Origin of the sequence: Thalassovita sp. (assembly GCF_963691685.1) — a bacterium.
Lineage (GTDB): Bacteria > Pseudomonadota > Alphaproteobacteria > Rhodobacterales > Rhodobacteraceae > Thalassobius.
This window is the reverse complement of record NZ_OY829290.1, coordinates 260,992-274,609: the sequence shown is the minus strand read 5'-3', so window position 1 is coordinate 274,609 and position 13,618 is coordinate 260,992. Positions and strand designations below refer to the sequence as shown.

12 protein-coding genes are annotated in these 13,618 nt (G+C 60.5%); 3 read left to right on the top strand and 9 right to left on the bottom strand.

What is annotated here, in order from left to right:
* The first annotated feature begins 67 nt into the window (after positions 1-67).
* Positions 68-1,063: a M23 family metallopeptidase gene (locus tag ACORLH_RS01230; RefSeq protein ID WP_321830800.1), complete on the top strand. Its 996-nt coding sequence runs from the start codon at positions 68-70 to the stop codon at positions 1,061-1,063.
* Here ACORLH_RS01230 and ACORLH_RS01225 read toward each other — a convergent pair.
* The 3 genes from ACORLH_RS01225 to ACORLH_RS01215 form a co-directional block, all read right to left on the bottom strand.
* Entirely contained in the window at positions 1,060-3,336 is a 2,277-nt protein-coding gene (locus tag ACORLH_RS01225) for a peptidoglycan -binding protein (RefSeq protein WP_321830799.1), read from the bottom strand. The two genes, ACORLH_RS01230 and ACORLH_RS01225, sit on opposite strands and share 4 nt — an antisense overlap.
* A gap of 2 nt (positions 3,337-3,338) precedes the next feature.
* A complete protein-coding gene (locus ACORLH_RS01220; protein ID WP_321830798.1) occupies positions 3,339-4,547 on the bottom strand; it encodes a biopolymer transporter ExbB in 1,209 nt (402 codons plus the stop codon).
* A gap of 67 nt (positions 4,548-4,614) precedes the next feature.
* Entirely contained in the window at positions 4,615-5,145 is a 531-nt protein-coding gene (locus tag ACORLH_RS01215) for a gamma-glutamylcyclotransferase (protein ID WP_058245348.1), read from the bottom strand.
* Between the two features lie 67 nt (positions 5,146-5,212).
* On the opposite strand from ACORLH_RS01215, the gene ACORLH_RS01210 reads away from it, so the two are divergent.
* Entirely contained in the window at positions 5,213-6,205 is a 993-nt protein-coding gene (locus ACORLH_RS01210; RefSeq protein ID WP_321830797.1) for a DUF2125 domain-containing protein, read from the top strand.
* A 6-nt stretch (positions 6,206-6,211) separates the two neighbouring features.
* Here the strand turns inward: ACORLH_RS01210 and ACORLH_RS01205 are convergent, their stop codons facing one another.
* From ACORLH_RS01205 to ACORLH_RS01190, 4 genes are all read right to left on the bottom strand, one after another.
* Positions 6,212-6,955, bottom strand: coding sequence for an extensin family protein (locus tag ACORLH_RS01205; RefSeq protein WP_420719792.1), 744 nt, complete (start codon positions 6,953-6,955; stop codon positions 6,212-6,214).
* A gap of 5 nt (positions 6,956-6,960) precedes the next feature.
* Positions 6,961-7,872: a prephenate/arogenate dehydrogenase family protein gene (locus ACORLH_RS01200; RefSeq protein ID WP_321832751.1), complete on the bottom strand. Its 912-nt coding sequence runs from the start codon at positions 7,870-7,872 to the stop codon at positions 6,961-6,963.
* Positions 7,873-7,874: 2 nt separating this feature from the next.
* The gene (gene hisC, locus ACORLH_RS01195) at positions 7,875-8,960 is read right to left on the bottom strand and encodes a histidinol-phosphate transaminase (RefSeq protein ID WP_321830795.1); all 1,086 of its coding nucleotides are present in this window, start codon (positions 8,958-8,960) and stop codon (positions 7,875-7,877) included.
* A 61-nt stretch (positions 8,961-9,021) separates the two neighbouring features.
* On the bottom strand, positions 9,022-10,452 hold the full coding sequence (locus tag ACORLH_RS01190; protein ID WP_321830794.1) for an aminotransferase class V-fold PLP-dependent enzyme: 1,431 nt from the start codon (positions 10,450-10,452) through the stop codon (positions 9,022-9,024).
* A 117-nt stretch (positions 10,453-10,569) separates the two neighbouring features.
* Here ACORLH_RS01190 and ACORLH_RS01185 point away from each other — a divergent pair, with 117 nt between their 5' ends.
* A complete protein-coding gene (locus ACORLH_RS01185) occupies positions 10,570-11,019 on the top strand; it encodes an Lrp/AsnC family transcriptional regulator (RefSeq protein WP_321830793.1) in 450 nt (149 codons plus the stop codon).
* Between the two features lie 51 nt (positions 11,020-11,070).
* Here ACORLH_RS01185 and ACORLH_RS01180 read toward each other — a convergent pair whose 3' ends face one another.
* Complete coding sequence (locus ACORLH_RS01180; RefSeq protein WP_321830792.1) at positions 11,071-12,717, bottom strand: flotillin family protein; 1,647 nt, start codon at positions 12,715-12,717, stop codon at positions 11,071-11,073.
* Between the two features lie 51 nt (positions 12,718-12,768).
* Complete coding sequence (locus ACORLH_RS01175) at positions 12,769-13,500, bottom strand: OB-fold-containig protein (protein ID WP_321830791.1); 732 nt, start codon at positions 13,498-13,500, stop codon at positions 12,769-12,771.
* Between the last annotated feature and the right edge of the window lie 118 nt (positions 13,501-13,618).

Sequence of the window (13,618 nt, the reverse complement as noted above, 5' to 3'; positions counted from 1 at the left end):
AGAACGCCGTGACTGGACCCCATCAAACCAAGTTGCCACACTACGACCCACACCACCGGAGACCCCTATGCGCCCCCGCCTGACCACTGCCTGTCTGACCGCTGCCTTTCTGACCTGCCTGCCCTCAATGATGCTGGCGGATCCGGTCATGGTGCAACCGATCGACTGCACCTTGGGTGAGGATTGTTACATCCAGTATTACGTGGATCGCGACGCCAGCGACGGGGTGCAGGATTTTGGCTGCGGCGCCCTCAGCTACAACGGTCACAAGGGCACCGATTTCGCGCTGATCTCATTGGATCAGATGGCGCAGGGGGTTAATGTCCTCTCGGCCGCGCCGGGTGTTGTGCGGGGCACGCGCGACGGTATGGCGGATCAGCTCTACAGCAAGGAAACCGCCGAAGCGGTGGCTGGCCGGGAATGCGGCAACGGCGTTGCGATTGACCACGGGGGCGGCTGGATCACCCAGTATTGCCACATGAAAAAGGAATCACTGCAGGTGAAAACAGGGCAGCGCGTGGCGGCCAATGCTGTGCTGGGTCAGGTCGGATTGTCAGGCAAAACACAGTTCCCGCATCTGCACATTTCAGTGCGCCACCAAGATCAGGTCGTGGATCCCTTCGCCCCCTATTCCAATACCTGCAATGCCGGTCTGGACGAAGCACTGTGGCGCGACGTTCCTGCCTATCTGCCCGGCGGGCTGATCGATTTGGGCTTTGCGCTGCAGGTGCCCGAGTATTCTGAGATCAAGGCTGGCCGCGCGCATACCCATCAACTGGATCAAAGCGCACCGGCGCTGGTGACCTGGGCCTATGCCTATGGCAGCCAACCCGGCGATATCTTGCACCTCAGCCTGTTTGGACCTGCGGACGGCGATGCGCCCGGCCCGCGTGTGCTGGAAAAGCGGATCCTGCTGGACAAAGCGCAATCGCTGTTTTTCCGCGCCATCGGTCGCAAACGCCCCGCAACCGGTTGGGCCCCGGGGCGGTATCAGGCCACTGCAAAACTGGTCCGCAACAGCGCGGTTCTGGGCGAAAGGCAGGTCTGGGTGGAGCTGCGTTAACGCTCAGTAAGTTTCAACTCAATCCGACGGTTCTGCGCGCGCGCCTCGGCGGTATTGGCCGGGTTCACTGGCTGGAATTCCCCAAAGCCATTGGCGCTGACGCGGTTTGGCGGGATGCCCAAACGCTCCACCAGGAAACGCACCACCGACAGCGCCCGGGCCTGGCTCAGTTCCCAGTTGTCAGCAAAAACGCCACCAACCCCAAGCGGCTGATTGTCGGTATGGCCATCTACACGGATGATCCAGTCAATCTCGGCCGGGATATCGCCAATCACGCCCCGCAGGATTGAGGCGACCTTGGCAATTTCCTGCGCACCTTCCAGCGACAGATCGGCACTGCCAGAGGCAAAGAGCACCTCGGAGGAGAAGACAAAACGGTCGCCGACGATCCGCACACCTTCCTGATTGCCCAAAAGATCACGCAGACGGCCAAAGAAGTCAGAGCGGTATTTCTCAAGATCCTGTTTCTCGGCTTCCAGCTGACGTTTCTCTTCCTCAAGACGCAGGCGCTCAGCCTCTTCCAGCTGGCGGCGCTTGCGTTCCTCGGCGGCAGCGCGGGCCAGCGCGGCGTTCAGATCCGCGCCCAGCGTTTCCAGCTGCACCTTAGCGGCTGCGTCGCGGGCTTTGTAATCGTCAATGATCGCCTGCAGGCTGGACAGCTGGGTGCGCAGAGCAGCCAGCTGCTGGTTCAGCAGGGCCTGTTGTTTCTGCGCCTCTGACGCCAGTTCTTCCTGTGCGGCCAGAGTGGTTTTGGCAGCGGCCAGCAGGGTTTCCTGCCGTTCAGCCTCACTCAGCGCGTCGCGGGCCTGTTGCTGCGCGGCCAGTTTTTCCGCCAGTGCTTTGGCCAAGACGTCCTGCAATTCCGCTTCGGTCAGGGACATGGCATCGCGGGCTTCCTGTGCCTGCGCTTCGGCAGCCTGTTGCGCCAATTTCGCCGCTTCGATCGATTTTTCTGCCGCCAGTTTAGCCGCCAAGGCTTCGGCCAAGGCCGCTTCGGCGTCTTTCACGCCGGCCTCCGCCTCCAGCTTGGCGGCCAGGGCTTCCGCCAGTCGTTCCTCAAGGCTGGCGCGTTCAGAGGCCAGCTGGGCCTCCAGCTCCTCCGCCCGTCCGGTGGACGACGCCAGCTGCGCCTCAGCCTCGGACAGGCGGGTGCGCAGGTTGGCGATTTCCAGTGTGCCCTCATCAATCTCAGCCAAGGCGGCAGCCAATTGGTTTTCCAGATCCGACAGGCGTGATGCCGTGGCTTCAGCGCCGCCACGGGCGGCCTCCAGATCCTTACGGGCGCGATCCAGTTCGGCGGCAACATTGTCCTGCGCCAGCAGCGCTGCGGCCAGTTTTTGGGTCAGATCCGCGCTTGCGGCCTCCGCTGCGGCAAGCAGGGTCAAGGTCTCTTCCGCCTCACGCCGCTGCTGTTCCAACGCCAACGTCAGCGAGGTCAGTTCCGCATCCGCATTCTGCAGCCTATCGCGCAGCGCCTCGGCCGCAGCCGCTTCGGCGAGCCGGGCTTTCTCTTCGTCGCTCAGCGCCTGTTCCAGATCAGCCAGAGCTTTCTCCAGCTCGGCCTTATTGGTGATCAGGTTGGCATTGTCGCCCTCCAGCCGTTCCAGCTGCGACAGCAGGGCGGCGTTCTGATCAACGGCGGCGGCGTTGTCAGATTGCAGATCGGCAATCAGGGCTTCCATCGCCTCACGTTTGGCCGCGGCCAGTCGCGCAGCCTCAGCCTGGGCGTCAATTTCACTGCGCGCTTGTGCCAGCACCAGGTTCAGCGCGTCACGCTCTCCTTCCAGTGTCTCAATGGTCGCCTGATTATCCGCGCGCTGCTGTTCCAGATCCGTGATGGTGGCCAGATTGCGCGCCTGACTTGCCAGCAGGGTTGCGACCTGCGCCTCAAATTCGGTGATCTGGCTCCGCGCCGCGGCAAGGGCTGCAACCTGCGCATCACGGTCCGCCGTGAGCGATGCGATCAAGGCTTGCTGCGCCGCTGCGGTGTCACGTGCCTCTGCCAGCGTTGCGTCCAGCTCACCTACCTGCGCGGTCAGATCTGCGGTCTTCTTCTGCTCCAACCCCAAGGCATCGGCCAATGCGGCGATTTCCAGAGACAGGTTATCTAGCTGCGCCTCCTGACCGGTGATGGTTTCGCGCAGCACAAACTGCACCACCATGAAAATGGTCAGAACAAACATCAACACCAGCAACAGGCCGGTCATCGCATCCACGAAACCCGGCCAGATGGAGTTTTGGAAACGTTGCCCGGTGCGGCGCGACAGGGCCATGTTTAGCCCTCCTTGCCCTTAATGCGGGGGCTGCGCAGGTTGGGTTGATCATGTTCGGCGATGCGGCCCTGCGCCACCAAACGGGTGAGCGAGGCAATATCCATCCGCAATTCCGCCATGGTTTCTTGCCGGCCCGCGCTGATCTCTTCCAAGATCCGCAGCAGCTGCACATCAATCGACCGCAGGCGCATCCGGCTTTCGGCATCCATCCCTTCACCGGCGGTCTGGCTGAGGGTTTCAATCATCTTCTCCTGCCCGTCCGCGACCCGTTCCAGCGCGGAGTTCACCGAACGGTCATCGGCCATGCGATCGGTTAGCCGCTCAATCGAATGGGCCAGTGCGCCAAGCTGCGCATCCACCTGACTGCGCCCCATCTCAGACTGTTCAAACATCTGCCGCATCCGGTCCATCTGTTCCAGCATGTGATCCAGAATCTGAACCGCCGCGCCATATTCGCCCGAGGTTTCGCCCTCACCCGACGAAAAGGTCACGCGGGTGATCGTGGACAGCCATTCTTCCAGCTCGCGGTAGAACCGGTTCTGACCGTGACCGGCGAACAGTTCCAACAGGCCCACAACCAACGATCCCGCCAGCCCCAGGAGCGAGGAGCCAAAGGCAACGCCCATGCCCGAAAGCTGCTGATCCAGACCGCTCATCAGGCGGCCAAAGACTTCCACGCCGCTTTCCCCTTCAACAGGGGCCAGACCGCGAATGGTATCAACCAGCGCCGGAACGGTGGTGGCCAGACCATAAAACGTGCCCAGAAGACCAAGGAAGATCAGCAGGTTAACGATGTACCGCGTGATCTCACGCGCCTCATCGATCCGGGTCGCCACCGAATCGAGGATTGAGCTGGTCGAACTTGCGTTGATTTCCATCCGAGCCGAATGTTTGCCCAGCAGTGCCGCCAGAGGCGCCAGCAAACGCGGCGCACGGCGATGTTCCAGCTGCTCACGTTCTGAAACGAAGCCTTCGATCCAGCGGACCGAGTTGAACAGCTGCGCGACCTGCCAGAAACAGGACAGCACCCCGACGCCAAAGACGAACAGAATGAACCCGTTTAGATAGGGGTTGGCCTCAAACACAGGCAAGATGCGCGGTAGCGCCAGAAACACCACACCCGCCGACAACCCAAGGACCAGAACCATCGAAATGATCTGGCGCACGGGCGGTGAGAATTGCGGCTCGACCTCATGGTCTGTCTGTACCATCCGGACAGATCCCGACTTGTTATTCCTTGGCCAAACTCTATGCCGAAGCCATCAGCAAGCCAAGGACTTATGCGATCAAGCCACGCACACGTTCCGTCAGCCAGTCCAGCTCTGCGTCCTGAATGCCCAATTCGTGCAAATGCGCGGAGGTATTGAACAAATATTCCGGGTTCGGGCCACGGCCGCCGACCGCATGTGCAATGATATGGGCCTGTTCTTCCAGTTCCAGACCACCGCAATACTGCACATGATCAGGGTCGATCACATAGGTCACCGCCTCCACCCGGCGGCCATCGGCCAGATCGACCTCCAGCACTTTTTCCAGATAGGCGGAGCTGACCAATTCACGTTCACGCAGGTAATCAAGGACCTTGGCCTCTTCGCCTGCTTTCACCGCAAAGGCCAGACCGTCACAGGAGGCGCCCGTCAGCTCATCCAGCGCCAAGACCAGCCCCGGTTTTTCTTCGGTGCCACGATGGTGGATGGAGCGCATGCAGAAGCTGCGGTGATATTCCGGCAGTGATGCCAAGGACTGCGCCGCCGGGGCAAACCCGGGGTTCCACAGCAGTGATCCGTATCCAAACACCCACATCGTCATGTTACTGGCCCTTTTTCCTTTGCCCCTGTAAACACCACTCACCCCGGTTAGGAAAGGCCCCAGCCCCGTGAAACGTCTGCTGATCCTCATTGTTGCTGCCGCCACCCTATGGGGGGCCTATTGGTTCATCGGTGCCCGCAGTGTTCAGGCCGGATTTGAGGCATGGTTTGACGCCCGCCGGGCTGAGGGCTGGGTGGCCGAAACCTCAGATCTGACAGTGCGCGGTTTCCCCAATCGGTTTGACACCACGCTCAGCGATATTGCGCTGGCGGACCCAAACAGTGGCTGGGCCTGGGAGGCGCCGTTTTTCCAGATCTTTGCGCTGTCCTATAAGCCCAATCACATCATCGCCACCTGGCCGAATGAGCAACTGCTGGCAACGCCTTTTGCCAAATATGACATCAGCAGCGCGCAGATGCAGGCCTCGGTCGTGACCGAAGGCACCGCGCTGGCGCTGGCCCGAACAAATCTGGCGGCTGACACGCTGCAGATCACCGGCCCTTCGGGCGATGGCACCAATATGACGGCGTTCCGCGCAGGGTTGGTTCATGAGGGTGATAACCTCTACCGGTTTGCGCTGACCGCGCAGGATCTGGCCCCCGCCCGTGCCTTCCGTGCACTGGTCGATCAGGCGGGGAAACTGCCGCGCACGCTTTCGGCCTTTTCCGCGGATATCACCCTGCAATTTGATGCCGCTTGGGATCGCCACGCCTTGGAAGATGCCCGGCCCCAGCCGCAGGCGCTGAACGTCAATCTGGCTGAGGCGAAATGGGGTGAGTTGGAATTGGCGCTGGCCGGTGATCTGGTGATCGACGCCCAAGGCTGGGCTGAGGGGAAACTGACCGTCAAAGCCCGCAACTGGCGGGAGATTGTGCAGATGGCCGTTGCGGCGGGCGTGTTGCCAGACGGCTGGGCGGAAACGCTGACGGGCGGGTTGCAGATGGTGGCCGGCATGTCAGGCAATCCAAATACGTTGGACCTGCCCCTGACTTTTTCCGGTGAAACGCTGTATTTCGGGCCGATCCCGCTGGGCCCTGCCCCGAATTTCACCCTGCGTTAAGCGGTGTTACCGGCAATAGCTGCCGCCGCGATGGCGCGCGGTATCAAAATGGAAGTGATCCTTGTGAAACCGGTCACTTTCCGGCCCCAGAACGGTGCCAAAGGGCCCACAGGCGGCCCGATGGGCCTTGCGCAGGATTTTGCCCTCACGCCGTTGGTTCCAGCCCTGCAGCACAGTGATCGTTGAGCCGTCTTCGAGGAAAATGGCGCTGATATCGATCGCTTTGCCTTTGCCATGCTCCGAGATTTTGGCGCCTTTGCGGTTGTTGCGGGTGCGGCAGGAATAATGCGCCGCCACGCGCAACCCTTTGACCCCGCCCCCGGTGCGCCCGACCGCAGGCTTCAGCCCCTTTTCAATCCAGCTTTTAAGCGCCTTGGCTGTTGTGCAATCCATGATCGAGGGCTGGCTGAGTGTCACCCCTGCCACTTCCCGCAGTCGGATCGCATCTTTCACACCGCAGCCGGACAGTTTGCCGGGGACCCGGCCAACCTCTTCGCCGCGCAGGCTGCGGTCACGACAGACTGAGCCGCGTTTCGGCAGGCGTTTGGCCGCTTTGACTGGGGTGACTGGTGTCGAGGCCGCGACGACTGCGGCAGGCCGAGCCACCGGGCGCAGGCTGCGGGTGAGCCCGGCGGTTTTGGGCTGCAGGATGGCAACCGATCCCGGTCGGGCCACCGGGCGCAGGCTTTCGTCCACGGGTTTGGCGCTGGCGCTTGTTGTGGCCATGATCAGCCACAGTATCGCCAGCATGCCCCTCATGACTGCGGCACACCACGCCCGAAATTGGGCGCTTCGGTATCTTGGCCCGCTTCGATAATGCCGCGACGGATCTCACGGGTGCGGGTGAAGTAATCAAACAGCTGATCGCCGTCGCCCGTCCGGATCGAGCGTTGCAAGGCAAACAGCTCTTCGGTGAAACGGCCAAGGATTTCCAGGGTCGCCTCTTTGTTGGTCAGGAAAACATCGCGCCACATGGTCGGGTCTGAGGCTGCAATCCGGGTGAAATCACGAAAACCTGCGGCCGAAAACTTGATGACTTCACGCTCAGACACACGGCGCAGATCATCCGCCACACCCACCATCGTGTAGGCGATCAGGTGCGGGATATGGCTGACCACGGCGCAGACCTGATCGTGGTGGCCAACCTCCATCCGTTCGCAATTGGCACCCAGCGCTTGCCAATAGGCCTCAAGCTTCTGCGTTGCTGCCTCATCCGCGCCATTAGGCACGATCAGGCACCAGCGATTGTCAAACAACGTGTCAAAGCCGGATTCAGGCCCCGAATGCTCGGTCCCGGCCATCGGGTGGGCGGGCACGAAATGCACCCCTTGCGGCAGATGCGGTTCGATCGCCTCAATCACCGATTTCTTGACCGATCCCACGTCGCTGACGGTGCAGCCGGGTTTCAGATGCGGTGCAATCTCTTCAGCAATGCGACCCATCGCGCCAACCGGCACGCAGAGCACCACCAGATCAGCGTCTTTCACCGCCTCAATCGCGCTGTCGCAGACCTGATCACACAGGCCAATGCGCCGCGCGGTGTCGCGTGTCTGTTCCGAACGCGCATAGCCCGAAACCTCAGCGGCCACGCCTGCGCGTTTCATCGCCCAATACATAGACGAGGCGATCAACCCCAAGCCGATCAAAGCAACACGGTTGTAGATCACACTCACACCGCGCCCTCCTTGAACTGGCCGATGGCATGGGCCACGCGGCGGCAGGAAGGTTCATCCCCGACAGTGATCCGCAGGCAGTTGGGCAGGCCATAGCCCGCCACTTTGCGCACGATCAGACCCTGCGATTTCAAATAGGCGTCGGCGGCGTTTGCCTCTTTCTCATCGGCAAAGCGGGCCAGAATGAAGTTGGTGAACGACTCGTCCGCCTGCACGCCATGGCCTGCCAGCGCCTCAATCAGCCAGCTGCGCATGCGGGCGTTTTCCAGACGGCATTTTTCCGTGTATTCACGATCCCGCAGCGCCGCCTCAGCGACCTGAAGCTGCAGATTGCTCAGGTTGAACGGTTGGCGCACCCGGTTCAGGACATTGATCAGTTCCTTGGGGGCATAGCCCCAACCAACCCGCAGCCCGCCCAGACCATAGATCTTGGAAAAGGTGCGTGTCATGATCACGTTGTCACGGCTTTCCACCATGCCCGCGCCGTCATCATAGCCCTCAACAAATTCGGCATAAGCGCCATCCAGCACCAAGATGGCCTGCGGCGGCAGCCCTTCGGCCAAGCGCTTGCAATCTTCCATCGGGATCATTGTGCCGGTCGGGTTGGCCGGGTTGGCAATGAAAACGATGCGGGTCTTGTCGGTGCAGGCGGCCAGGATCTTGTCCACATCCACCACACGGTCGGTTTCATCCACCTTGACCGGCTTGGCGCCACAGGCGTGAGCCAGGATCGGATACATGGAAAACCCGTGTTCGGTATGGATCACCTCATCCCCGGGTCCGGCAAAGGACTGCGCGATGAACTGCAACACCTCATCCGAGCCAACGCCGCAGATGATGTTTTCAGGGTCCAGCCCGTAGACCTCACCAATGGCTTTGCGCAGCCCGACGTGATCGGTGCCCGGATACCGATGCAGGTCCAGCCCCGCCTTGCGCAGCGCGTCAGTCGCCTTGGGGCTGGGCCCGAACGGGTTTTCGTTCGAGCTGAGCTTTACCACATCGGTGACGCCATCCACATGGGCCGCACCACCTTGGTAGAGGGCGATTTCCATGATGCCTGGCTGTGGCGTGATCTTGGTCATAACGGGGCTCCTTCGTCGCCCCCCTAATACCGCCCCCCCTGCAAGAGGAAAAGCGACAAGATCACGCGGCCTTCACAACACGCGAAGGCTGTCCCGTTTGTGCATCAATACGGTAGTGGCCGATGTGATCGCCCAGCCCCAGACTAAGGTCATTTACTGCCTTCACGATGCGGTGCACGGTCTCTTCATCCATCATGTAGGAGAAGTTCAACCGCACCCAGCCCGGTTTCTCACGGGTGTCCCCCGCCCGGATGCTATCGCGCATCTGATGTGACATTTCTTCGCCAATCCCCAGCAAACGATGGCCATAAGGCCCGGCGCAGGAGCAGCCGCCGCGCACCTGCACGCCGTGAATATCGCTGAGCATCATGGTGAAAAGCAGCGGGCTAACGACCGCCATCTGATCGTCCCGCACAAGGAAGGAAAAGATCGGCAGCCGATGTTCAACCTGCGAGCCCAGAAGCTGAATACGGGGGTTGTCCTTCCAACCTTCCAGCCCGATGGCCGCATAACGCGCCTCACGACAGGCGATTTCCTCGGTGCCGATCACGTCTTTTACGATGAAGGCCAGCGCCGCGCGGATGTCACCGATAATGTTTGGCGTGCCCGCCTCTTCGCGCGCCTCAAGGTTCTGCGAATAGTCATGCCCCCACGAGGACACGTAGGTCACGGTGCCCCCGCCCGGCCAGCTGGGTTTCTGTGTGGTGACGGCGTCCTTATTGACGATCAGCAGGCCCGACGCCCCTGGTCCACCGGGGAACTTGTGCGGGCTGACCACAATGGCATCTTTCTGGGCATCGGTGCCCGACATCATATCGATCGGCAGGTAAGGGCCACCACCGGCATAGTCCCAAGCCGACAGGGCGCCGTGGGATTTCAGCAAGCGGGTGACCGCCGCCGTATCGGTCACGATACCCGTCACGTTCGAGGCGGCGGAAAAGCTGCCGATCACCAGATCGCTGTCCTTCACCTCAACCAGCACCTGTTCCAGCATCGCCATGCAGGGGCCACCGGTTTCCGCCTCGGGGATCTCAATGATCCGCGCCTTGGTTTCACGCCAGGGCAGGATGTTTGAGTGATGTTCATAAGGACCGATCAGCACCACCGGATCCTGCGCCTCAGCAACCCCAAAGAGGGCAATCAACCGGTTGATCCCGGCCGTTGCCCCGGAGCCCGCAAAAATCACCGCATCCTGTGGACCGGCGCCGCAGATCTGGCCGATTTCCGCCCGCGCCGCATTGCGCAGCGCCGTCATATGCGCCCCGGTGAAGGAACTTTCCGTGTGGCTGTTGGCATAAAAGGGCAGGACGTGTTCCTGCACATAGGTTTCGACCTGCCGCATCGCCCGGCCTGAGGCAACGTAATCGGCGTAGGTCAGGGACACATCACCATAAAGCCCAGGGATCATCGTGCCCTCACCGATGACGCCCTTATACAGGCTTCCATCTTCTTTGGCGGTTTCGATCATCTGACGGAACAAGCTGAGTGTCATAACGGAGGCCCTTTATTATTGTCCTGCCAGTGTGAGCGAATGATACTGAGGAAACCTCCCCTATCTTTACGCTGTTAGCGCTGATATGTTGTCATTTGATCGCTCACGGAGGGAATTATGGATCAAATTGACAAACGCCTCCTCGCCGCATTGCAACAGGATGGCGCCCTGTCGCAGCGGGAACTGGCAGAACGTGTGGGCCTGTCACAAAATGCCTGCTGGCGGCGGCTGAAGGCGCTTAACGAAAATGGTGTTCTGCAGGGATCCACGGCCCGGATTGACCGGCAGAAGCTGGGGCTGGACCTAGTGGTCTTTGTACTGCTGCGCACCCGGCACCATTCGGCAAAATGGCTGGATGAGTTCCGCCGCCACGTGCTGACCATCCCTGAAATCGTCGATTTCCACCGTATCAGCGGCGACTATGACTATCAGCTGAAGGTCGTGACCGAAGACATGGCCAGCTATGACGCCGTCTACCGCCGTCTGATCGAAGGTGTCGATCTCGACTCGGTCACCTCATATTTCGCGATGGAGGCCATCGCCGAAGGCCGCCCGCTGCCGCTCTAGGCTTAGACAAAGAAAAACCCGCCTCGAAAGGCGGGTTTCTGTGGCCTCAGATTATTCGGCCGCGTGTTCTTCAGGCAGAACCTCTTGTTTCGGCTTTGGATTTGCCTTTGGGGCCTTCACAGCGCCTTCGACCAACCCGGCGACGCCATCTTCCATTGAGACGCCCAGTTCTTCCCCCAAGGCTTTCAGCGCAGGCATCTGAACGGCCATGCCCATGATCGAATCAAGCGCCTGATTGACCACCGGCTTGTCGCCTGCCGCGCCTTCACCCGGCCCAGTTGCGCCGCCGCCAAAAACGCCGCCAACCTGATGGATCTTGATCGAATCGATCTTCTCCGCCGGTTTGACCATTTCGGCCACGATGCCCGGCAGGGCCTCCAGACGGGCCAGATCCACCTTCATCGAGACAATCTCAGCCGAGATGGAGTTTTCGGCATCCACAATGGCGCGGCGACCTTCGGCTTCGGCCAGCATGTCAGCCTTCTTCGCTTCTGCCTTGATGGTCAGCGCATCCGCTTCGGCTTTGGCTTCTTCACGGCGTGCTTCGGCACGGTCCTGCGCGGCCTCTTTCTCAGCCTTAGCAGACAGGCGCACGCGGGTCGCCTCCCGTTCTGCTTCACGCTGCGCCTCAATCAGAGCGATCTGCTTTTCACGCTCAGCCTGCGCCACGGTCCGGGTGGTTTCCACCTGTTCTGCCGCACGGGTCGCTTCGGCGCGCGCTTGGTCGGCTGAGGCACGAGCCTGGCTTTCCTCCTCGGACTTCTTGGCAATGATGATGCGGCGCTCTTGTTCCGCGACCTCCAGCTCTTTTTCTTTCAGGATTTCCGCCGAACGGATTGCCTCTTCCCGCTTGATCCGGGCCGCTTCGCTTTCGCGCTGTGCATCTTCGCGACGGGCCGCAACCTCAGCCTCCTGCGCAGCTTGCAGCGTGGCGACTTCCTGCTCTTGCTTGATCTGCGCGGCCTTTTCATCCTGTTCGATCAGCAGGCGCTGGCGCTCCGCCTCCATTGCAGCGCGACGGACGGCAACATTCGCCTCAGCATCAATTTCAGCACGCTCTTTCTTCGAGTTTGCGATGACTTCGGCCAGCTTACGCATACCAACCGCGTTAAAGGCGTTGTTTTCGTCCAGCGCTTCAAACGGTGTTTGGTCCAAGGCTGTCAGCGAAACCGCCTCAAGCTCCAACCCGTTTTTCAACAGATCCTCGGACACGGCATTTTGCACCTCTTGCACAAACTCGGCGCGGTTTTCGTGCAGCTCATCCATGGTCATGCGGGCCGCAACCGAGCGCAGACCATCGACCAGCTTACCTTCTATCATCTCACGCAGTTGTTCGACGTCAAATGTGCGATCGCCCAGAGTCTGAGCCGCGCGGCTTATGCCTTCATCCGTCGCGTTGACCGAGACGTAGAATTCGACGCCAACATCCACACGCATCCGGTCTTTGGTGATCAATGCGCCATCATCGCTGCGCTGCACTTCCAGGCGCAGGGTCTTCATGTTGACCGGGCGCACCTCATGCACCAGCGGGATCACAAAAATACCGCCGTCCATGATCACTTTTTTCCCGCCGGCCCCTGTTTTCACAAGGCTGACCTCGCGCGTGGCGCGCTTGTAGAGACGGTTCAACACCATCCCGATGAAAACCAGAGCAACCAGAGAGAAGCCCACGACAAAAATAAGGAATTGAAGTTCCATTTTTCCTCCAAATGTAAGTAGTTATGAATGGTCTGCGGGCGGGAGGGCCCGTCAGCTGAGCGGCAGAATGCGATAGCCGCCATCGCGCAGATTTCGCAGCACCAGCACTTCGGTGCCCTGTGCGATCTCCGCGTCTTTCTCCAAAGGTTCAGCACGCAGGTAGTGAAAGTTCCCGTGCCCATCCAGCACCCGAACCTGCGCAGGATTGCCCTGTTTGGCGGTGCCCTGTGACACTACCCCACGACGGCGCCCCAGGCTGCGTTCGGACAGGGCCGTGCTTTCGCTTTGCGGCACAAGCCGGGCAAATCCTGCCGCGAAAGTACGGGCAAAAAGTGCCCCGGCTGGCAGGGCCAGAACCCCGGCACCGAGGGCTGGCATCAACGCCCCGAACCCGCGCAGGGCTGCAATCTGCAACGCCGCACCACTCAGGCCAAACGCCAACAGGAAGGTTGCCAGCCAGACAATGAACGGGGCCTTGCCGATACCCAGCCACCCAAGGGGGCCAGCCGAACCCGGCGCTACTGCTTCAACCTCGGTCGAAACATCGCCCAGATCCGCGATATCGTATTCCGCAAGATCAACACCATCCGCACTCAACTCCGGCAGATCAAAATCTGCAAGATCCGGCGCATCTGGCAAAGACAGGTCCGCGTCCGGCGCCTCTGACGTGATCAGCGAGCCGCCCAGCAACAGGAATACAAGTTCCAGAACAAACAGGCCAAGCAGCAAACCAAGGGAAACAGCAAAGGGCGCCATTTCCGGTGTCAAAAACAAATCGAGCACGGATCCTCCTCTGAATACCTTTGTATACAATCAATATGGGAAGCAACTATGAGCTTTTCAATAGGGCCACATTCAACCAAATATCGAATTGCCGCAATACTATGACAAACAAAGAAAA

Bases quoted from the DNA above. Each gene is read 5' to 3' on its own strand.
- ACORLH_RS01220 (WP_321830798.1), bottom strand. From the start codon at position 4,547: ATGGTACAGACAGACCATGAGGTCGAGCCGCAATTCTCACCGCCCGTG.
- ACORLH_RS01225 (WP_321830799.1), bottom strand. From the start codon at position 3,336: ATGGCCCTGTCGCGCCGCACCGGGCAACGTTTCCAAAACTCCATCTGG.
- ACORLH_RS01205 (WP_420719792.1), bottom strand. From the start codon at position 6,955: ATGCTGGCGATACTGTGGCTGATCATGGCCACAACAAGCGCCAGCGCC.
- ACORLH_RS01190 (WP_321830794.1), bottom strand. From the start codon at position 10,452: ATGACACTCAGCTTGTTCCGTCAGATGATCGAAACCGCCAAAGAAGAT.
- ACORLH_RS01215 (WP_058245348.1), bottom strand. From the start codon at position 5,145: ATGACGATGTGGGTGTTTGGATACGGATCACTGCTGTGGAACCCCGGG.
- ACORLH_RS01230 (WP_321830800.1), top strand. From the start codon at position 68: ATGCGCCCCCGCCTGACCACTGCCTGTCTGACCGCTGCCTTTCTGACC.
- hisC (WP_321830795.1), bottom strand. From the start codon at position 8,960: ATGACCAAGATCACGCCACAGCCAGGCATCATGGAAATCGCCCTCTAC.
- ACORLH_RS01180 (WP_321830792.1), bottom strand. From the start codon at position 12,717: ATGGAACTTCAATTCCTTATTTTTGTCGTGGGCTTCTCTCTGGTTGCT.
- ACORLH_RS01185 (WP_321830793.1), top strand. From the start codon at position 10,570: ATGGATCAAATTGACAAACGCCTCCTCGCCGCATTGCAACAGGATGGC.